General features: G+C 60.0%; 19 protein-coding genes. 7 read left to right on the top strand and 12 right to left on the bottom strand.

The window, feature by feature from the left end:
• Positions 1-12: 12 nt before the first annotated feature.
• Together proA and proB are read right to left on the bottom strand one after the other, a co-directional pair.
• Positions 13-1,266 (bottom strand): glutamate-5-semialdehyde dehydrogenase, encoded by a 1,254-nt coding sequence (gene proA, locus QFI97_RS22835; RefSeq protein ID WP_095094206.1) that lies wholly within the window; start codon positions 1,264-1,266, stop codon positions 13-15.
• A 10-nt stretch (positions 1,267-1,276) separates the two neighbouring features.
• On the bottom strand, positions 1,277-2,380 hold the full coding sequence (gene proB, locus QFI97_RS22830; RefSeq protein WP_159235870.1) for a glutamate 5-kinase: 1,104 nt from the start codon (positions 2,378-2,380) through the stop codon (positions 1,277-1,279).
• Between the two features lie 288 nt (positions 2,381-2,668).
• Between proB and phoE the strand changes: the two genes are divergently transcribed.
• On the top strand, positions 2,669-3,721 hold the full coding sequence (phoE, locus tag QFI97_RS22825; RefSeq protein WP_346432035.1) for a phosphoporin PhoE: 1,053 nt from the start codon (positions 2,669-2,671) through the stop codon (positions 3,719-3,721).
• A 64-nt stretch (positions 3,722-3,785) separates the two neighbouring features.
• On the opposite strand, the gene QFI97_RS22820 is transcribed toward phoE, so the two are convergent.
• Positions 3,786-4,349, bottom strand: coding sequence for a C40 family peptidase (locus QFI97_RS22820; protein WP_346432034.1), 564 nt, complete (start codon positions 4,347-4,349; stop codon positions 3,786-3,788).
• A gap of 327 nt (positions 4,350-4,676) precedes the next feature.
• On the opposite strand from QFI97_RS22820, the gene QFI97_RS22815 reads away from it, so the two are divergent.
• Complete coding sequence (locus tag QFI97_RS22815) at positions 4,677-5,621, top strand: LysR family transcriptional regulator (RefSeq protein WP_346432033.1); 945 nt, start codon at positions 4,677-4,679, stop codon at positions 5,619-5,621.
• On the opposite strand, the gene QFI97_RS22810 is transcribed toward QFI97_RS22815, so the two are convergent.
• On the bottom strand, positions 5,618-6,685 hold the full coding sequence (locus QFI97_RS22810; RefSeq protein WP_346432032.1) for an ABC transporter substrate-binding protein: 1,068 nt from the start codon (positions 6,683-6,685) through the stop codon (positions 5,618-5,620). The two genes, QFI97_RS22815 and QFI97_RS22810, sit on opposite strands and share 4 nt — an antisense overlap.
• A gap of 223 nt (positions 6,686-6,908) precedes the next feature.
• On the opposite strand from QFI97_RS22810, the gene QFI97_RS22805 reads away from it, so the two are divergent.
• From QFI97_RS22805 to QFI97_RS22790, 4 genes are all read left to right on the top strand, one after another.
• Entirely contained in the window at positions 6,909-8,477 is a 1,569-nt protein-coding gene (locus QFI97_RS22805) for an ABC transporter permease (RefSeq protein WP_331850703.1), read from the top strand.
• A complete protein-coding gene (locus QFI97_RS22800; protein WP_095094214.1) occupies positions 8,474-9,232 on the top strand; it encodes an ABC transporter ATP-binding protein in 759 nt (252 codons plus the stop codon). Before QFI97_RS22805 ends, QFI97_RS22800 begins: the two co-directional genes overlap by 4 nt.
• Before the next feature lie 11 nt (positions 9,233-9,243).
• Positions 9,244-11,034: an aryl-sulfate sulfotransferase gene (locus QFI97_RS22795; protein WP_346432031.1), complete on the top strand. Its 1,791-nt coding sequence runs from the start codon at positions 9,244-9,246 to the stop codon at positions 11,032-11,034.
• 167 nt (positions 11,035-11,201) lie between these two features.
• Positions 11,202-11,864: an HAD family hydrolase gene (locus QFI97_RS22790; RefSeq protein WP_095094216.1), complete on the top strand. Its 663-nt coding sequence runs from the start codon at positions 11,202-11,204 to the stop codon at positions 11,862-11,864.
• A gap of 46 nt (positions 11,865-11,910) precedes the next feature.
• Here the strand turns inward: QFI97_RS22790 and phnE (QFI97_RS22785) are convergent, their stop codons facing one another.
• The 8 genes from phnE (QFI97_RS22785) to QFI97_RS22750 all read right to left on the bottom strand — a co-directional run bounded on the left by phnE (QFI97_RS22785) (position 11,911) and on the right by QFI97_RS22750 (position 18,777).
• The gene (gene phnE / locus QFI97_RS22785; protein WP_095094218.1) at positions 11,911-12,789 is read right to left on the bottom strand and encodes a phosphonate ABC transporter, permease protein PhnE; all 879 of its coding nucleotides are present in this window, start codon (positions 12,787-12,789) and stop codon (positions 11,911-11,913) included.
• On the bottom strand, positions 12,786-13,658 hold the full coding sequence (phnE, locus tag QFI97_RS22780; protein ID WP_346432030.1) for a phosphonate ABC transporter, permease protein PhnE: 873 nt from the start codon (positions 13,656-13,658) through the stop codon (positions 12,786-12,788). Before phnE (QFI97_RS22780) ends, phnE (QFI97_RS22785) begins: the two co-directional genes overlap by 4 nt.
• A 68-nt stretch (positions 13,659-13,726) precedes the next feature.
• Positions 13,727-14,668 carry a phosphonate ABC transporter substrate-binding protein gene (gene phnD, locus QFI97_RS22775; protein ID WP_095094222.1) on the bottom strand — a complete coding sequence of 314 codons (942 nt, stop codon included), beginning with the start codon at positions 14,666-14,668 and terminating at the stop codon, positions 13,727-13,729.
• 23 nt (positions 14,669-14,691) lie between these two features.
• Positions 14,692-15,534, bottom strand: a complete 843-nt coding sequence (phnC, locus tag QFI97_RS22770) for a phosphonate ABC transporter ATP-binding protein (protein ID WP_133596310.1) — start codon at positions 15,532-15,534, stop codon at positions 14,692-14,694.
• A 179-nt stretch (positions 15,535-15,713) separates the two neighbouring features.
• Positions 15,714-16,409 (bottom strand): amino acid ABC transporter permease, encoded by a 696-nt coding sequence (locus QFI97_RS22765; protein WP_346432029.1) that lies wholly within the window; start codon positions 16,407-16,409, stop codon positions 15,714-15,716.
• Positions 16,399-17,151, bottom strand: coding sequence for an amino acid ABC transporter permease (locus QFI97_RS22760; protein ID WP_095094225.1), 753 nt, complete (start codon positions 17,149-17,151; stop codon positions 16,399-16,401). Before QFI97_RS22760 ends, QFI97_RS22765 begins: the two co-directional genes overlap by 11 nt.
• Positions 17,148-17,966, bottom strand: coding sequence for an amino acid ABC transporter ATP-binding protein (locus QFI97_RS22755; protein WP_095094227.1), 819 nt, complete (start codon positions 17,964-17,966; stop codon positions 17,148-17,150). Before QFI97_RS22755 ends, QFI97_RS22760 begins: the two co-directional genes overlap by 4 nt.
• A gap of 1 nt (position 17,967) precedes the next feature.
• On the bottom strand, positions 17,968-18,777 hold the full coding sequence (locus QFI97_RS22750) for an ABC transporter substrate-binding protein (protein ID WP_157349052.1): 810 nt from the start codon (positions 18,775-18,777) through the stop codon (positions 17,968-17,970).
• A 273-nt stretch (positions 18,778-19,050) separates the two neighbouring features.
• Between QFI97_RS22750 and QFI97_RS22745 the strand changes: the two genes are divergently transcribed.
• The gene (locus tag QFI97_RS22745; protein ID WP_331834112.1) at positions 19,051-19,227 is read left to right on the top strand and encodes a hypothetical protein; all 177 of its coding nucleotides are present in this window, start codon (positions 19,051-19,053) and stop codon (positions 19,225-19,227) included.
• The last annotated feature ends 81 nt before the right edge of the window (positions 19,228-19,308 follow it).

Raw genomic sequence — 19,308 nt, 5'->3', positions numbered from 1 at the left:
ACCCGTCTGGCTTTAAGCACGAATAGTATCGTCGCCGAAACCAATCCACTTATAGGTCGTCAACGCTTCAAGCCCCATCGGGCCGCGCGCGTGCAGCTTCTGGGTGCTGACCGCCACCTCCGCGCCGAGACCAAACTGGCCGCCGTCGGTGAAGCGGGTGGAGGCATTCACGTACACCGCAGAAGAGTCCACCTCGTTGATAAAACGATTCGCGTGGCTCAGGGTGCGGGTGAGGATGGCATCAGAGTGCTGGGTACCGTGCTGGCGGATATGCGCAATGGCGTCGTCGAGGTCGGCAACGACTTTGACATTCAGATCCAGCGACAGAAACTCGTCGTCGTACTGCTCGGCCTTCACCGGCTCTACGCTCGCCGGGCCGTTCTGCAACACCGGCAGCGACCGCGCGTCAGCGTGCAGCGTCACGCCGCTTTCCGCCATCTGCTTGCTCAGCGCAGGCAGGAAGCGCCCGGCGATGTTCTCGTGCACCAACAGAGTCTCGACGGTGTTACAGGTGCTCGGACGCTGGGTCTTGGCGTTGACGAGGATCTTCAGCGCCGGTTCAATCTCGGCGGACTCATCAACAAAGATATGGCACACGCCAATACCGCCGGTGATGACCGGGATAGTTGACTGCTCCCGACACAGCTTATGCAGGCCCGCGCCGCCGCGAGGGATCAGCATATCGATATACTTATCCATCTTCAGCATCTCGCCGACCAGCGCCCGATCGGGACTCTCAATCGCCTGTACCGCAGCGGCCGGCAGCCCGCACTCTTCCAGCGCCTGCTGGATCACCTTCACCGTCGCGGCGTTGGTGCGCCAGGTTTCTTTCCCGCCGCGCAGGATGGCCGCGTTGCCGGTTTTCAGGCACAGGGAGGCGACGTCTACGGTGACGTTTGGTCGCGCTTCGTAGATCACGCCGATAACGCCCAGCGGGACGCGACGGCGTTCAATACGCAGGCCGCTGTCGAGCAGCCCCCCGTCAATGACCTGTCCAACCGGATCGGCCAGACTGCACACCTGGCGAACGTCGTTGGCTATCCCGTCGAGGCGCGCCGGAGTGAGCGCCAGGCGATCGAGCATGGCTTCGCTCAGGCCGTTGGCGCGAGCTTCTGCCAGATCCTCGGCGTTAGCCCGCAGAATAGTCTCGGTCCCGGCCTGCAGATAGTCGGCAATCTTCTCCAGCACCTGGTTCTTTTCGCGGCTGGAAAGCAGCGCGAGTTTGTAAGAGGCCGCTTTGGCAGCTATGCCCATTTGTTCCAGCATTTTCAGCTCCTTAACGGATTATCATATCGTCACGATGGACGGCGACCGGGCCATACTCATAGCCGAGGATCGCATCAATCTGCTGCGAGTGCTGGCCGGCAATCAGGCGCAGCGCATCGCTGTTGTAACGGCTAACGCCGTGAGCAATATCGCGGCCGTCGCTATTGCGGATGCGGATAACTTCGCCGCGCGAGAAGTTGCCGGTAACGACTTTGATGCCTTTCGGCAGCAGCGAGCTTCCTCGTTCCAGAATCGCCTGCACCGCACCGGCATCGACGGTGAGTTCTCCCGCCGGCGGGGCGCCGAAAATCCAGCGCTTGCGGTTCTCCAGCGGGGATTCCTGCGCGTGAAAACGCGTACCGACCGAGAGGCCCTGCATCACATCGCCAATTACGCCAGGCCTGCTGCCTGCGGCAATGATGGTGTCGATACCCGCACGGCAGGCGACGTCGGCGGCCTGCAGCTTGGTGCCCATCCCGCCGGTACCGAGGCCGGAAACGCTGTCGCCGGCAATCGCGCGCAGGGCGTCATCAATACCGTGCACGTCCGTAATGAGCTCGGCCTGCGGATTATTACGCGGGTCAGCGGTGAACAGGCCCTGCTGATCGGTCAGCAGCAGCAGCTTATCGGCGCCGGCAAGAATAGCGGCCAGCGCCGAAAGATTGTCGTTATCGCCGACTTTAATCTCGGCGGTTGCCACGGCGTCATTTTCATTAATGACCGGCACGATGTTGTTATCCAGCAGGGCGCGCAGGGTATCGCGGGCGTTAAGGAAACGCTCCCGGTCTTCCATATCCGCGCGGGTCAGCAGCATCTGGCCAACATGGATACCGTAAATGGAAAACAGCTGTTCCCACAGCTGGATCAGACGACTCTGTCCTACCGCCGCCAGCAGCTGTTTCGACGCAATAGTCGCGGGAAGTTCCGGGTAGCCGAGGTGCTCACGACCGGCGGCGATGGCCCCGGAGGTCACAATAACAATGCGGTGGCCCATGGCGTGCAGCTGCGCGCACTGGCGCACTAATTCGACGATATGGGCGCGGTTCAGGCGGCGGGATCCGCCCGTTAAAACACTGGTGCCCAGTTTTACCACCAGCGTCTGGCTATCACTCATGATTCTCTGCCGTTCAAAAGGAATATCGATATCGAGGTGATGTTGTAACAGGACTCAGGCCGCTTGCCAACCGCGGCGTTTTTAGCGCGCCGTTTTATTGCGCGGGATCGGGCATTCTGGAGAGGGAAGATGACAATTTTATGATGGAAACATTTAAATACCCTTTTTTATAAAAAGTTCCACATTGTCATAAATTTTTAATACTGGAGCGTTAAAAAACCTCCTGTTTTCACGGGGCCTTCGCCCGGAATTGATTAGCGCGTATAAATAAATCACCAGGACTGAATAATGAAAAAGAGCTCACTGGCATTAATGATGATGGGTCTTATTGCTGCTTCGGCTACCCAGGCAGCCGAAGTTTTTAACAAAAACGGCAATAAGCTGGACGTGTACGGCAAAGTCAGAGCGATGCACTATTTAAGCGATGATGACAGCAAGGACGGCGACCAGACCTACGTTCGTTTCGGCATCAAAGGCGAAACCCAGATTAACGATCAGCTGACCGGCTATGGTCGCTGGGAGTCCGAATTCTCCGGCAACAAAACCGAAAGCGACTCTTCCCAGAAGACTCGTCTGGCGTTCGCTGGCGTAAAACTGAAGGACTTCGGCTCCTTCGACTACGGCCGTAACCTCGGCGCGCTGTACGATGTTGAAGCCTGGACCGATATGTTCCCGGAATTCGGCGGCGATTCTTCCGCTCAGACCGATAACTTCATGACCAAACGCTCCAGCGGCCTGGCAACCTACCGCAATACCGACTTCTTCGGCGTGGTTGATGGTCTGGATTTGACCCTCCAGTATCAGGGTAAAAACGAAGGCCGCGAAGCCAAGAAACAGAACGGCGACGGCTTCGGTACATCTTTAAGCTATGACTTCGGCGGCAGCGATTTCGCCATCAGCGCAGCCTACACCAGCTCTGACCGTACTGACGCCCAGAACCAGCTGGCTCGCGGCGTGGGTAAAAAAGCGGAAGCCTGGGCTACCGGCCTGAAATATGACGCCAACAATATCTACCTGGCGACCATGTATTCTGAAACCCGCAAAATGACCCCGATCAGCGGCGGTTTTGCGACTAAAGCGCAGAACTTTGAAGCGGTGGCACAGTACCAGTTCGACTTCGGCCTGCGTCCGTCCCTGGGCTACGTGCTGTCAAAAGGTAAGGATATCGAAGGCGTGGGTAGCGAAGACCTGGTCAACTATATCGACGTCGGCCTGACCTACTACTTCAACAAAAACATGAACGCCTTCGTTGATTATAAAATCAACCAGCTGAAGAGCGATAATAAACTGGGTCTTAGCGACGACGACATCGTTGCCGTGGGCATGACCTACCAGTTCTGATTATCCTGACGTATACAGTAAAAAAGCCGTTGCGGTTTACGCAGCGGCTTTTTCTTATGGTGAATTAGCGGTTTTTAGCCAGGTGCCGGCGATCGTCGTTCATCGTTATCTGGGCGTTATACTCTTTCGGCAGACGACGCGCCTGATAGAAAGCCGATTTCCAGTACGGATTGTCCAGCGAGGAGCGCATTACGCCCTGGCTGGCCGAGGCGTGGAGAAAATCATGGTTGGTGTCATAGAAGCCGACGTGCATGCCGCCGTTAATGCGAAAGAACACCAGGTCTCCTGGGCGCAGCTGCTGCGGCCTGACCCGCTCGCCCATCCGCAGCAGTTCTTTGGTCGTGACCCTGTCCATCGGCAGGTTGAAGCGGTCCTTCAGCGTGCGCCAGACGAAGCCGGAACAATCAACCCCGCTTTCATCGGTGCCGCCCCACTCATAGGGCGTACCGTGCCAGGTATGCATCTGATCGTGCAGCGCGGCGAGCACCGGGATCAGGTCATCTGAACCGCCGTCGATAGGCGCATATTCATGCTGGGCTGCGGTTTTCGGGTGCTTAGCCGGGGATGAACATCCTGCCAAAATCAAAAAAGGAACAAATAATAAGGCGTGCGCAAGCTTAGGCTTCATATCATTATTTTCATAGTGAGCTATAGAACGGAATTATTTATAGCGTATTCACCATACTGCCAGAATGGGATAGGGTGATATTTACGAAACCTTACGTTAGCTGCGCGCATAACTGGTCGCGCCGGCGGCGCAGAGAATATTGGTGTTAACATTTTTAATCTCATTTATTAATAAATAATTTCACTATTAAACAATATTTCACGGGAAACTATGCGGCGCGCCTATTCCGGCTGATGGCAAGGTGAAAGATCCTCATCATTTCGGCATTGCGCCGCCGGGCCGCCCTCCAGTACTTTTATGGCATAAAAGAGAGAACAGGGCGGGTCTATGCATCTGGATTTTCGCCAACTGCGCAACTTTGTGGCGTTGGTTGAGTACGGTACTTTTAATCGTGCGGCGGAGGCGGTGTGCCTGTCGCAATCTGCCTTCAGCCGCAGCATCCAGGCGCTCGAACAGAGCGTCGGCCATCCTTTATTTGACCGTCAGAGCAGGCTACCGACGCTCACGCTGCACGGGCAAAAGCTGCTGCCGTACGCCCGGCGGTTTCAGGAACTGAACGTTGAGCTCAGCAGCCAGCTGCGGGAGGCGGATGATGCGCAAAACGGCGAGGTCGCGTTTGGCTGCGGCCCGGCGCCCTCCGCGCGCCTGATCCCGGCAGCCGTGGGCGAGTTTCACCGTCTGCTGCCGCAGGCGCGGGTGCGCTTTCAGATCGATAACTGGTTTGCCCTGCATCATGCGCTCACCACTCAGCAGTATCCTTTTGTGGTGGCCGACAGCTGGCAGGCCGAACTGGACCCGCAGCTGCGGGTCCAGCCGCTCAGCCCGCAGCGCTGCTTCTTCGTCTGCCACGCCGACCATCCGCTGGCAAAGCGAGGGCCGGTCTCTATCCAGGAGATGCTGCGCTATCCTTTTGCCGCGCCGTATTTGCCGCCCGGAGTGCGCAAAGTGCTGGCGACCCTCAGCCAGCAGCAGGACTTTACCCCGGCGATTCAGTGCGACCATATCTACGCGCTGCTCTCCACCCTGGCGCATACCGATGCGATAAGCTTCGCCAGCGAAGACGGCTTTGCGCTTTGCCAGCACAGCCACCGGCTGGTCAAGCTGGAGCTAAGCGACCTGCCGGACGAGTGGCGGCTGATGCAGACCCGGTTTGCGATTATCTCCCCGGTTCACGCCGCGCAGCCGCCGCTGGTGGCAAAGCTGATAGAGGTTATCCTGCTCGCCGACCGCCAGCATCAGCTTCAGCTCCTGGCCCGGCAGGAGATAGGCTAACCGCCGTTTGCCGGCTGGCCTTTGCCATCGTACTGCGGCCAGCGGTTTTCCAGGCCCTGCGTTTTTAGCGCCTGTTCGACAAACCGACCGTCCACCCACTGACCGACGTCAAAAGCGCTGCGGATCAGGCGGCCGGATTGGGCCTGCCCGACGCTGCTGCTGAAGCTGTCGGTGAGGAACGGGTCGATGCGCGGGGAGGTGGTGAAGTTAAGATCCTGCGGCTGCAGCTCCTCCAGGAACAGCGCCTGCGGGATCTGGCTCTGCTGCGCCATCTCTGCCGACCAGGCGTCCCGGTTGGCCGGGTCGCTGATTTCAGCGGCGTTCTTCACCAGCACGTCGATAATCTGCTGGGTGGCCTGCGGCCAGGCCGCAATAAAGGTTTGCGTCCCGAGGAAGCCGGCTTGAGTGGTGTTCTGACGGCCGGAATCGCCGCTTTTCACCACCACGTCTATCTTATCTCCGCGCAGCGCCAGCAGCGAGACGCCGCCCCAGACCGCATCGACGCGACCGGCCGCCAGCGCGGCTTTGCCGGCGTTCCAGTCGAGATTAATCACCTGCATGCTGCGTTCGTTAAGACCGACGGTTTGTAAGGCGCGATCGAAGGCCAGCTGATCCGCCGTACCGCGATAGACGGCCACCCGTTTCCCCTTCAGGTCCGCGAGCTTTTTAATTCCCGAGGCGGTGGTTGCCGCGAGGTAAGATTCGGAGCCGCGGCTGCCCAGCAGCAGGCGCGTCGGGAGCCCGTTGGCTTTGCCGATAATCGCCGCCAGGTCGCCGAGGTAGACAAAATCAAGCTGCCGGTTGGCCAGCGCCTCATTCACCGCCGGGCCCGCGCCTTTGAAAAACTGCCACTGCACCTCCACGCCCTGCGGCTTAAACACCTCTTCCAGCTGATGGCGGATAAACGCCATGCCGACGGGCCCTTCGATAAACGGCTTACTGCCCGCGCTTTGATCCGGCACGCCGATGCGGATCGTGCGCAGCTCCTCGCCCTGAGCGCCGGCCAGCAGGCCAACGGTGGCGACCAGCGCCAGCAGGGTGCGGCTAAAAAATGCTTTCATCATAAGTTATTGCTCCTCTGAGTTTTTTTCTCACCCTAAAGAGCCGAAGGGCCGGGTGTTAAATGCTTTTATGCGCAGAGCAAAGCTGAAAAAAAGCTAAGCCAGGGGCCGCGTGCCCGGCAGGCTGAAATGCATTCGCTGCATCGGGATTATTCGTCTAACGCAATGGCGGCAGGGCGCAAGGAACGTTTTTATAGCGCTATAACTTCAGCAAAAGTGGACCGATATGTCGCAGATGATCTTAAAAACAGGCGCACCGGGCAGGCCGCAGTTCAGGCTAAACGGTTGGCCGTGGCTGCTGCCCGCGCTGCTGCTGCTGCTGTGGTACGTCGCCGCCCGCGAACGCTGGATGGCGGAGCAAATCCTGCCCGCGCCGTCGGTCGTTGCCGATACCGCGCTGTCGCTGCTGAGCGGCGATCTGCTGGCGCAGTGGGGATTCAGCCTCCAGCATCTGGCGCTGGGCCTGCTGCTGGGAGCCTTGGCCGGAACGCTGCTCGGGGCGCTATTCGGCCTGGTTCCGTCTGCCGCCCAGCGGATCGAGCCGCTGTTTTACGCCCTGGCGCAAATTCCGACGCTGGGCTGGATCCCGCTGTTTATGGTGATATTCGGCATTGATAACGGCCTCAAGCTGGCGGTTATCGTCAAAACCACCGTGGTGCCGATGACCATCAATACCCAGCAGGCGGTCAGCGGCGTACCGCTGACGCTGAGCGAAGCGGCAAGGGTCATGAACTTCTCCCGCTGGCAGCGGCTGCGCTGGCTGGTGATCCCGGCGAGCCTGCCGGGCTGGTTTACCGGTCTGCGGCTGGCCCTTTCGCAGGCCTGGGTATCGCTGATCGTCGTTGAGCTGCTGGCCTCTTCCGAAGGGATTGGCTACCTGATGGTCTGGGGGCGCCAGCTGTTTCAGCTGGATATCGTCTTCGTCACCATCGCGGCGGTGGGCCTCAGCGGCATGGCGATGGAGTGGGCGGCCAACCGGGCCTGCTCCCGGCTGGTGTTCTGGCCGCAGCCGGCCACCGGGCGCCTGGCCTGGAAACCGCAGGCCAGCTGGCGGGCGTTACAGCTGCCGCTGGTGCTGCTGGCAATGTGGCAGCTGGCCAGCAGCTGGGGCTGGATCGATAGCGTACTTTTCTCGTCGCCGCTGGCGGTGGCCGAGCGCTTTATTCAGGGAGCGGCAAGCGGCGAGCTGGCTGCGGCGATGCTCGCAAGCCTGGGACGGGCGTTTGCCGGCGGCGCGCTGGGTATCGCCGGCGGGCTGCTCTGCGGACTGCTGCTGGCGCTGCGCCCGCGCGCCGGAGCGATCTTTACCCCGACGCTTAACGTCCTGCGCCATATCGCCCTGTTTGCCTGGCTACCGCTGCTGACCGCATGGGTCGGCAACGATAACGGCGGCAAAATCGTGTTCATCGCCCTGGCCTCCTTTTTCCCGATGTTCTTCAGCACCCTACAGGCCGTTCTTCAGCGCAGCCCGCAGCTGGATGAGGTTGCCAGGGTGCTGCGCCTGAGCGGCCTGACGCGCCTGCGCAGGCTGATCCTCCCCGGCGCCGCCGCGGGTATTTTTGCCGGCCTGCGCCTGGCGCTGATTTACGCCTGGCTTGGCAATATCGGCGCGGAGTATTTCATGTCCTCCGGCGTGGGTATCGGCAGCCTGATGATCAATGCCCAGCAACTGCTGGATATGCCGACCATTCTCTGCGGCATGGTGCTGATCGGCATCACCGGCGCTGCGCTGGATAAAGCCGGACGTTTACTGGAAATTCGCGCCACCCGCTGGCGCCAACAGGAGTCGCTATGACCACTTCACCCCTGGTCTCTTTTGACCGCGTCCGTAAATCCTGGCAGCAGGTGACGGCGCTACAGAACTTCAGCCTGGATATCGCCGCCGGCGAGCTGGTGGCGCTGGTAGGCAGCAGCGGCTGCGGTAAATCAACGCTGCTGCGGATGCTGGTCGGCCTGGAATCCGCGACCCAGGGCGAGATTCGTATCCACGGCGAGCCGGTGACCGGCGTCGGCAAAGAGCGCGGCATCGTGTTTCAGGAGCCGCGCCTGTTTCCGTGGCTTAACGTTATCGACAACGTGATGCTCGGCCTGGCGGATGAGCCGCTGAGCCGGACGGAGAAACGCCAGCGGGCGCTGGAAATGCTGGAGCGCGTCCAGCTCACCGAGTTTGCCAGCGCGCTGCCCGCCCAGCTCTCCGGCGGTATGGCGCAGCGGGTGGCGATCGCCCGCGGCCTCGTCGGCCGCCCGCAAATTCTGATGCTGGATGAACCTTTCGGCGCGCTGGATGCCCTGACGCGCCATACCCTGCAGCAGGAGCTGCTGCAGATCCACCAAAGCGCGGGAACTACCACGCTGCTGGTGACGCACGATGTGGAAGAGGCGGTCGCGCTGGCCGACCGGGTGGTGGTGCTGTCGCCGCGCCCGGGACGGATACGCGAAGTGGTGAGCCTTGAGCTCCCCCATCCGCGCCGGCGCGAAGAGGCCTCTTTTACCGCCGCCTGCCGCCAGATCCGCAATCTGATTACTTCTCTGCCTGATACCGTTATTTAAGGAGCAACACCATGGGACATCCTTCCATTTACCCGACCGGCGCCACCGTTTACGATCCCGCGCGTGCCTGGAGCGGCTACACCCTTTTCCAGGCCACCGAGCGCGGCGCGGTGCTGGTGGATATGAACGGTCAGGTGGTACGCGAATGGCCTGAACTGCACGGATTTCCCAATAAAATCCTGCCCGGCGGCGCGATACTCGGCCACAGCGGCGAGCGCGATCCGCGCTACGGCATGCAGGATATGCTCGACCTGATCCAGGTGGACTGGGAGGGTAACGTGACCTGGAAGTTCGATCGCTACGAACGGGTCAGCGATCCCGGCAATGAAACGCGCTGGATGGCGCGCGCGCATCACGATTACCAGCGCGCCGGCAACCCGGTAGGCTACTACGCGCCGGGGCTGGAGCCGCAGGTGGAGGGGGGAAATACGCTGATCCTCGCTCACACTAATCTGGTTAATGCCGACATCTCCGACAAGCTGCTGCTGGATGACACGATTATTGAAGTCGACTGGCAGGGCAACGTGGTCTGGGAGTGGCGCTGCAGCGACCATTTTCACGAGCTTGGCTTCGACGATGCGGCGCGCACCGCGCTGTACAACAACCCCAATATGCGCGCCAGCGGCGGTGGAATGGGCGACTGGATGCATATCAACTCGATGTCGGCGCTGGGGCCGAATAAATGGTATGACGCCGGGGATCGGCGCTTCCATCCCGACAATATTATCTGGGACGCTCGCGAATCCAACATTATCGCCATCATTGATAAGCAGAGCGGTCGCATCGTCTGGCAGCTTGGCCCGGATTACAGTAAGCCGGAGCTCAAGCACATCGGCTGGATTATCGGCCAGCATCACGCCCATATGATCCCCCACGGGCTGCCGGGCGCGGGCAATATTCTCATCTTCGATAACGGCGGCTGGGCCGGATACGGCGCGCCAAACCCGGCGTCGGCGGATGGGGTGAAAAACGCCTGGCGCGATTACTCGCGGATCCTTGAGATCAACCCGCTGACCCTTGATATCGAGTGGCGCTACTCGCCTTATGAAGCGGATCTTCCGCAGCCAACCGACTCGTACCGCTTCTACAGCCCGTATATCAGCAATATGCAGCGTCTGGAAAACGGCAATACCTTGATTAACGAAGGCTCGAACGGGCGCGTTTTTGAAGTGACCCGCGACCATGAGATCGTCTGGGAATATATTTCACCGTTCTGGGGCAAGACGCTGAATAACAATATGGTCTACCGTGCCTACCGCATCCCCTACGCCTGGATACCGCAGCTGGCGCAGCCGCAGGAGACGCCGATCGCGGCGGTGGACGTGCGGACGCTACGCCAGCCCGGCGCGGCGGCCGCGGGCCCGGCGCAGAGCGTGGTGCGGGTCGCGGGAGTGCAGCCGTACAGCAAAAGCGCCGATGCGCTGTGCGTGGCGACCGACAACGATACCCTGCGCCGCAGTCCGAAGCTGTTCCGCGTGGCGGAAAGCGCCTTCACTCCCCTGACCGCGGCGGAGGAGCTGGAAAGCGAGCGGCCAATACTGCTGTTTGTCGGCGCTGAGCGCTGCGTACATTGCCGTAAACTCTGGCAGCTGCTGGCGCAGGAAAAGGTTGCGCAACGGATCGCGACGCTGGACCGGCGCTATCTCGATGCCGATCGGCACCAGGATCTGGCGACGACCCTCGGGGTTCGCGGTCTGCCGACGCTGCTGCTGATCGAACGGGGGCAGCCGACGGCGCGGGCGCCTGCGCAACTGTCGGTTGAAAATCTGCTGGCCTGGCTGAGCAGCGCGCCGGAGTCGTGATCCGTCGTTGAGGGCTGGCTTTATGCCGGCCCGGGTTGATGGGCGGATATTTCGTTTGCTACCTTGAGGCGGTGGCGTGACGGCGGACAGGCTGGGCGGATCATTCTGCTGTCATCTTTCTTAAGCATGCTCTGGCGAGCCTGTTTACTGATTAGGGAAAATTAACGATGTCCAAAACTCTCACGATCTTCGATCTGGATAACACCTTGATTAAGGGTGACAGCAGTACGGTATGGAGCCGTTTTCTGGTGAGGGAAGGATGGACCGGCGACCCGGACTATCTGGCGCGAGAAGCGATGCTGATGGAGGATTACGATCGCGGTGAGATGAATATCGCCGATTACGTGGCGCTGATCCAGGCGCCGCTGATTGGCGTACCGCAGGCGGAAGTCGACGGCCTGGTCGCCCGCTGCGTGCGCGAGGAGATCCTGCCCCGCGTCTACCCGCAGGCGTGGGAGGTTATCCGCACGCTACGGGCGCGCGGCGAACAGATGCTGGTGATCTCGGCGTCGGTCAGCCTGCTGGTGCAGGCCGTGTCCGATGAGCTGGGCATCGACCAGGCGTTAGGCATTGACGTAGAGATGGCTGATGGCGGCTATACCGGCGTGATTGCCGGGACGCCGAGCTATCAGCACGGGAAGGTGATTCGGCTGGCTGAGTGGCGGCAGGCCTACCCGCAATTCGGCGGAGAGGTGACGTTTTATACCGATTCAATTAACGATCTGCCGCTGTGCCTGCACGCCGACCGCGTGCGGCTGGTCAACCCTTGCCCGCAGCTGACGGCGGCGAATGAGGAGCACCGGTGGCCGGTGCTTCACTGGCAGCTTTGATCTCCCCGGGCAGGCGCATCGCGCCGCCTCGGGGATGTTCGTGATATCAGGATTTAAACAGCGGCACTACGCTGCCGCCGATATAGCGCCGACGGAGCCAGGCGGAGAGCATATCCATCGCCATCACCACCACCACCAGCAGGAGGGTGATAAACATCACCACGTCCCAGTTCCACAGGCGCATATTTTCCGCGTAAATCAGGCCGATCCCGCCGGCGCCGACGAAGCCCAGCACCGCTGCGGAGCGGGTGTTGGACTCGATTTGATACAGGCTCAGGGCCAGAAACGTCGGGAAGGATTGGGTGAAAATGCCGAAGCGGTGTTTCTGCAGGCCGTTGGCGCCGACGGCGGTCAATCCCCGCCCCGGTGACCGATCTACCGCCTCGTGGCCTTCGGCATACAGGCGGCCGAGCAGGCCGGTATCCTGCATGATAATCGCCAGCACCCCGGCCAGCGGCCCGAGGCCGACGGCGCGCACGAAAATCAGCCCCCAGATAGCCATATCGATCCCGCGCAGGACGTCAAACAGCCGACGCATCAGCAGGGCGATAATCCCCGGAATAAAGCCGCGCATAATATTGCGCGCCGCGAGGAAAGAGAGCAGCAGGGCGATGACCGTGGCGGTGATCGTCCCGACGAAGACAATCGCCAGGGTAATCGCGATCTGCGTGAAATAGTAGCGGAACGGCCAGTTAAAAAAGTCGTGCCACACGAACATGCGCAGCAGATAGCGGCTGATTTGCTGCAGCCCGGTGGTGAGCTGCTCCCCGCTGATGCCAAACTGCATAAAGAACCAGACGTAATAGAGCACGCTCAGCAGCGCCAGCAGGCCGACGTAGCGTAAATAGCGTCCCTGGGCCTGATATAGCGCCCTATGCTGGCGGCGGCTGGCGGCGATATCCGGTTGGTTTTGCCACTGACTCATTTTTTACCCTCGAGAACCCACTGTCGCAGGCGGCCGGACAGCATATCCAGCAGCGAGACCACGATGATGATCAGCAGCAGCGTGATGCTGACCTGATCGTAACGATCGAGCTTAATGTTGGTCATCAGCTCCTGGCCGATCCCCCCGGCGCCAACCAGCCCAAGAATGGTTGAGGAGCGGAAGTTGATCTCCAGGCGCATAAAGCCGTAGGAGAGAAAAATCGGTTTTACCTGCGGCCACAGGGAGAAGCGAACCCGCTGCAGCGGCGAGGCGCCGCAGGCCATCAGCCCGCGAACCGGCTTGTCCTGAGCGCTTTCCACCGCTTCATAAAACAGCTTGGTCAGGCTGCCGATGGTGTGCAGCATCAGCGCCAGAAAGCCGGGGATCGCGCCAATGCCGAAGGCCATCACGAAAATGACCGCCCACGCCAGCTCCGGCATGGTACGCAAAAAGGCGACTAAAACGCGGATGGCGAAACGCAGCGGCGGCGGTGACCAGGCGTTGTTGGCGGCGAGAAAGGCCAGCAGGGTGGCGATGACTACGGCGACCAGGGTAGAGGCCAGCGCCAGCTGCAGGGTTTCCCAAATCAGCGGCAGCTGGATCGGCAGGCGGTAGCCCCAGTAGGCGAACGACCCTTTGGTATGCGAATCGGCGAACAGATCGCTGACGTGAAGCGTCGGCAGCGTCTCAAACATGTAATCGAGAAAGTTTGGCAGGGAGTGCCAGATGGTGAAGAGATTAAATTCAGCCGCGCTGCCCGCGGCGAAGTAAAGAACCAGTAAGAGCAGCGACCAGCTAAAGGTGTCGCGCTTCTGCCGCGCGCGTACCTGCTGGTAATAGCGTTCAAATTCGGTATTCGAAATATTCATACGTCAACGGGTCTTCAGCATACCGCCGCCTCGCGCTTGATAAGCCGGGAGGCGGCGTGGAGGCGGGATTAACGGGCGCTAACCAGCTCGCGCTTCATATCGATAATCTGCTGGAAATCGGCAACGCTACCCGGGCCGATATGCTGGGTGCCGCCCATCGCTTTGATAAAGCAGGCGTGGTTATCGGTATCCAGCTTTTTGATCGCGGTGATGACCTTGGCTTTAAAATCAGCCGGCAGCGCGTTGCTCACCAGGATCGGGCCGTTGGGGATCAGCGGCGATTGCCAGATGATGCGGATCTGCTTCATCAGATCCGGATGATCCATACGAATCAGGCGGTTGAACGCGCCCACGCTGTAGCCGCTGTTGTAGTCGCCAACCATAGAGGTCCAGGTCACCGCGCCGGCAAACTGGCCGTTCAGCACGCCCAGAATGTCCTGCTCGTGGCCGCCGGAGAAGGTCACGCTGGAGAAGAAGTTGTTATATTTATTATCCGTGGTGCCGCCAAATTTCTGCTTAAAGGTTTGGTTCGGAATCAGGAAGCCGGAGGTTGAATCCGGGTCGGCGAAGCCAAAGGCTTTGCCTTTCAGATCGTCTAAAGATTTATACGGGCTGTCGGCTTTAACGATAACCACCGAGTGGTAGCCGCGGGACTGATCTTTATCATCCACGGCGATGCCGACAATATCGACCGCTTTCGGGTTATTAATATAAACCGAGGCGTAAGAGGAGGGCGACATGCTTAATACCACGTCAACCTTACCGCCCAGCAGGCCCTGAATGACGCCGGAGTAATCGGAAGAGTTACGTAATTTCGTATCGACGTTCAGCTCTTTATCGAGAAAGTCTTTCACACACTGGTTATCACCAATTTGCTGGGTGGCGTTCTGGCCGCCGAGGATCCCCAGATTTAACTCTTTCGGCTGCCCGGCAGCGCTTGCCTGCCATGCCATCATAATGCCCGCGATCGCTGCGGATAAACGAACTGCGCCAGTGATATATTGTTTCATTATTTTGCCCGTGTGAGTGGAAATTAATGCAATTGGCTAATTTCATCCCCGTACAGCCGATGCAGAATATCCTGATTCAGCTGAGAGGGATGGTCGTCAAAAATAATGTTGCCCCGCGCCACGCCGATAACCCGCGTGCAGTATTCTTTAACCAGCTCGACCGAGTGCAGGTTGACCATCACGCTGATGCCCTGCTCGCTAATTTCGCGCAGCACGTTCATGATGCGCTGCGTATTTTTCGGGTCGAGAGAGGCGACCGGCTCATCGGCCAGCAAAATACCGGGGTTCTGCATCAGCGCGCGACAGATAGCCACGCGCTGCATCTGCCCGCCGGAGAGATTTTCCGCCCGCTGCAGCGCATGCGGCAGCATGTTCATCCATTCGAGCAGGGAGATGGCGCGCGCCCGGTCGGCATCGGGGAAGACTTTGAACAGCGACTTCAGCGTCGAGGTCTGGCTCAGGCGGCCGAGCAGCACGTTAGTCAGCACATCAAGGCGCGGCACCAGGCAGAAGTCCTGGAAAATCATCCCGCATTCGCTACGCCAGGCGTTCAGCGCCCGGCCCTTAAGTTTGGCGACATCGTGCGGCGTGCCGACTTCCGGATAGCTGAGGATCTCGCCGCTGGTGGCGCTGTGGGTGCCGTTAAGCACGTGCAGCAGGGTTGATTTGCCCGCGCCGGAGCGGCCGATGACGCCCACCAGCTCGCCGGCGTGGAGATCGAAGCTGATGCCGTCCAGCACGGTTTGCTGCGCGCTGTAGGACTTGCTCAGGCCACGCACGCTTAAGACTTTCCGCTGCCGGTCGGTATCTGGCTGACTAAATTGTGGATAATCGGTATCGGTTACCGCAGCGAGAGAACTATTCATAACAGCGTCCAGGTTCGTCATTAAACTGGGCACTATTAATGGCGTTTTATATGATCGTTATATGACGGTAAGGCGAACAAATAGTGAACGGTGGCGATTTATCGCCGCAGAATTGGCGAAAATAGTGCCCTCCGATGACGAAGGGCAGGGAAGCAACGGGCCGGGAGCGGCCGCGATTTTTATGCCGACTTCAGCCGCTTCCGCCAGCGAAAACGGCGGCTTGCCAGCAGGCTCAGACCGCAGCACAGCAGATAGTAGACCGCGCCGGTGAAGACAAAAATTGCCAGCGGGTAGATCTGGACGCGGTTGTTCACCTGGCCGGCGACGGTGGTGAGCTCCGGGACGTTGACGATAAACGCCAGCGACGTATCCTTCAGCAGGCCGATAAAAATCCCCACCAGCGAAGGCTGAACGTTGCGCAGCGCCTGCGGCAGCAGAATCAGGCGCAGCGCCTGTCCGGCGGAAAAGCCCTGCGTCCGCGCCGCCTCATACTGGCCGTTGGGAAGCGACTGCAGGCCGGCCAGCACCGAGTGCATCACCGAGGCGGCGGTAAACCACGCCAGCGCCAGCGTCACCGTAACGGCGCCCGGCAGATCGCTGCCGGTCATCATAGGCAGCAGATACCATAGCCAAAAAATAACGAAAATCAGCGGAATACCGCGAATGATTTCGGCCCACAAAAACAGCAGCCGACGGACGGTTCCGCCATAGCGCCAGGCGACGGCGGCCAGTAGAACGCCGCCGGGTAGCGCCAGCGCCGCTGCGCCAACGGCCATCATCAGCGTCAGGGCCACGCCGCCGGGAATACCTTCCGCCAGGCGTCCCCACAGCAGGTAGTCGAGATTATCGGCGATAACCGCCAGATTAGCGTTCATGCTGGGCTCTCCTGTGCGGGTTCTTACCCGGGCCGAGGCGCGTCAGCAGCAGCCCCAGCGCCACGCCGAGCGCCAGATACAGCGCCGTACCGACGGCGAAGGCTTCCAGCGCATGGGCGTTATAGCTCTCAATTTGCCGCACCTGATAGGTCAGTTCGGCAAAGCCAATGCCGCTCGCCAGCGAGGAGAGCTTCATCAGGTTCAGATACTGGCCGACAATCGGCTGCCAGGCGTTAGCCAGCCCCTGCGGCAGCAGAATATGGCGCAGCTCTCCCCACGGGGTAAATCCCTGCGAGACGGCCGCTTCCCGCTGGCCGCTACCGACCGCGCGCAGCCCGGAGGCGATCTCTTCGATCAGGAACGCCGAGGTAAATACCCCCAGCCCCCACATCGAGCAGATAAACTCCGGCGTCAGCCACCAGACGTTACCCGGCAGAATCGACCAGGAATGGTCGGCGTTGATAAAATCACGGGCGCCGAGGGGTAGCAGGTTCCAGGCGGCAAAGTACCAGAACAGCAGCTGCACCAGCAGCGGGGTGTTGCGAAACAGCGAAACCCAGCAGGCCACCAGCCAGCGCCCCGGCCTGCCGCCGCCGAGGCGAAGCGCCAGCAGCAGAATAGCCAGCACGGTCGCCAGCGCCATCCCGGCAACGCTGACCCACAGGGTGGTGAGAAAACCGGAGACTATCCACTGCAGCGGCTGCCCGCTGAGTACGCCGTGCCAGTCGAGAATCGGCGTCACTCGAGGCCCTCCTGGTGCAGCGGATTAAGCACCTTTTGCAGAAAACGGCGGGTGCGGGCGTGCTGCGGCCGGGCGAAAAATTCCGCCGGCGGCGCAACTTCGAGGATATCGCCGCCGTCGATAAACACCACCCGGTCGGCAATCTCGCGGGCAAACTGCATCTCGTGGGTGACCACCACCATGGTGATGCCGCTGTGCGCCAGCGTTTTCATCACCTGCAGCACTTCGCCGATCATCTCCGGATCGAGCGCCGAGGTCGGCTCGTCAAACAGAATAATTTGTGGTGAAGAGGCGAGGGCGCGGGCGATGGCTACGCGCTGCTGCTGGCCGCCGGAGAGCTGGGCCGGCATCTGGCGGGCCTTATCCTCCAGACCCACCTGCTGCAGCAGCTCCAGCGCCCGCTGGCGGGCCGCGCTTTTCGTCCAGCCGTGCACGCGCTCCAGCGCCAGGGTGATATTTTCCTGCGCCGTCAGATGGGCGTAGAGATTAAACTGCTGAAACACGAACCCGACGCGGCTGCGCAGCTGGCGCAGCGCGCCGGCGGTGAGCCGACGCGTTGGCCTGCCGTCGATCAGGATCTCGCCGTCGCTCAGGGTTTCGAGCTGGTTGATCAGGCGGATCAGCGTTGATTTCCCCGAACCGGAAGGACCCAGGATCGCCACCACTTCCCCGGGATTTATCTGCAGATCGACGCCGTTTAGCACCCGATGGTCGCCGTAGCTTTTTGCCGCTTTGCGCAGTTCGATACTGGCGTTCTGCAGATGTGAAAAATCCGCGGACGAGGCCGCGGAGCGTGAAAATAAACCCGATAACATATTATTTAGCTTCTATGGTAAACGCGCGCGGCTGTGGGGTTTTGGTCGCCGGGCCGAACCAGACGTCGTAAATTTTCGCAGCCTGGCCGGATTTTTCCAGGTTCACCAGCTCGTCGTTCACCGCTTTCAGCAGCGCCGGTTCGCCTTTCTTCACGCCGACGCCGATCTCTTCTTTGCTCAGCAGGTCGGGGATGATTTTAAAGTTGGCCTTATCCGGCGCTTCCGCCAGCAGGCCGGCGAGAATGGTGCTGTCCTGGGTAATCGCCTGCACGTTGCCGTTACGCAGCGCGGTCAGCGCGAGCGGAATATCGTCATAGGAGAGCACGCGCGACTGCGGGAAGCGCTGGTGCAGCGCCTGTTCGCCGGTGGTGCCTTTTACCGCCCCGATGCGCGCTTTGCTGTAATCGTCGAGCTTATCCGCCGATTTAGCCGGCACGAGGAACTGCTGGCCGGTGACAAAATACGGCGTTGAGAAATCAATAACCTGCGCGCGTTCCGGAGTGATGGTGATATCGGCAACAATCAGATCGGCCTTACCGGATTGCAGCAGCGGAATACGGTTGGCCGGGTTGGTGGCGACCAGCTCCAGCTTCACGCCGAGCGATTTAGCCAGCGCCTGGGCGAAATCAACGTCATAGCCGACGATCTGGTGCGTTTTGGGGTCAACCGAGCCAAACGGCGGGTTGGCGTCGAAGGTGGCGACTTTCACCACGCCGGCGGCTTTGATATCTGCCAGCTGGTCGGCCTGAGCCTGCGCGGCAAGCACCAGAATGCCCAGCGCCAGTGCAATTTTTGTTTTTGTCTTGCGCATTATTATATCCCCTGAGTCCCTGTATATGTTTTGTGGTTATTACGCTCCCACAAATTGGCCGCTGACGGCAAAGAAGAAAAAGTTCTTATCTATAGCGAAAAAGAACTTAGCAAGCTCATGGGTATTGGGCGGGGGCAGCGCCTGCGCGGCGAGTCTGGAGAAGACGCGTAATATGCATCTTCCGGGATTGAAAAGACGGAATTGATATTTCCCGACCGTCGCAAGCTGTGGTTGAAATAGACGCAGGAAAAATGCTTTCCGACGGAGGAAAAAATGAAAGTCGCATTATGGCAACGAGTGACGCGCTGGCTGGCTTCGTTATCTAACGCTGAAGCCGGACAGCAGGATACCCAGCGAATGATGGAGGCAATATTACCGGTCGCCAGCCTGTATGGCATTGATATGGGGAATGTCGAAACACGGTGGTTTCGCCATGATAAAACATACTGAGCGGCGCTGGATGCGCGAAGCCTACTGGAACGAGGTGTGCTTTGTGTAGCACAAGGCTGCTTGAGGTTGCGGCGATCGGAG

It is taken from the genome of Klebsiella scottii, assembly GCF_036561945.1.
Taxonomy (GTDB): Bacteria; Pseudomonadota; Gammaproteobacteria; order Enterobacterales; family Enterobacteriaceae; genus Klebsiella; species Klebsiella scottii.
The sequence above is the reverse complement of the archived record's forward strand: the minus strand, read 5'-3'. Positions and strand labels throughout refer to the sequence as shown.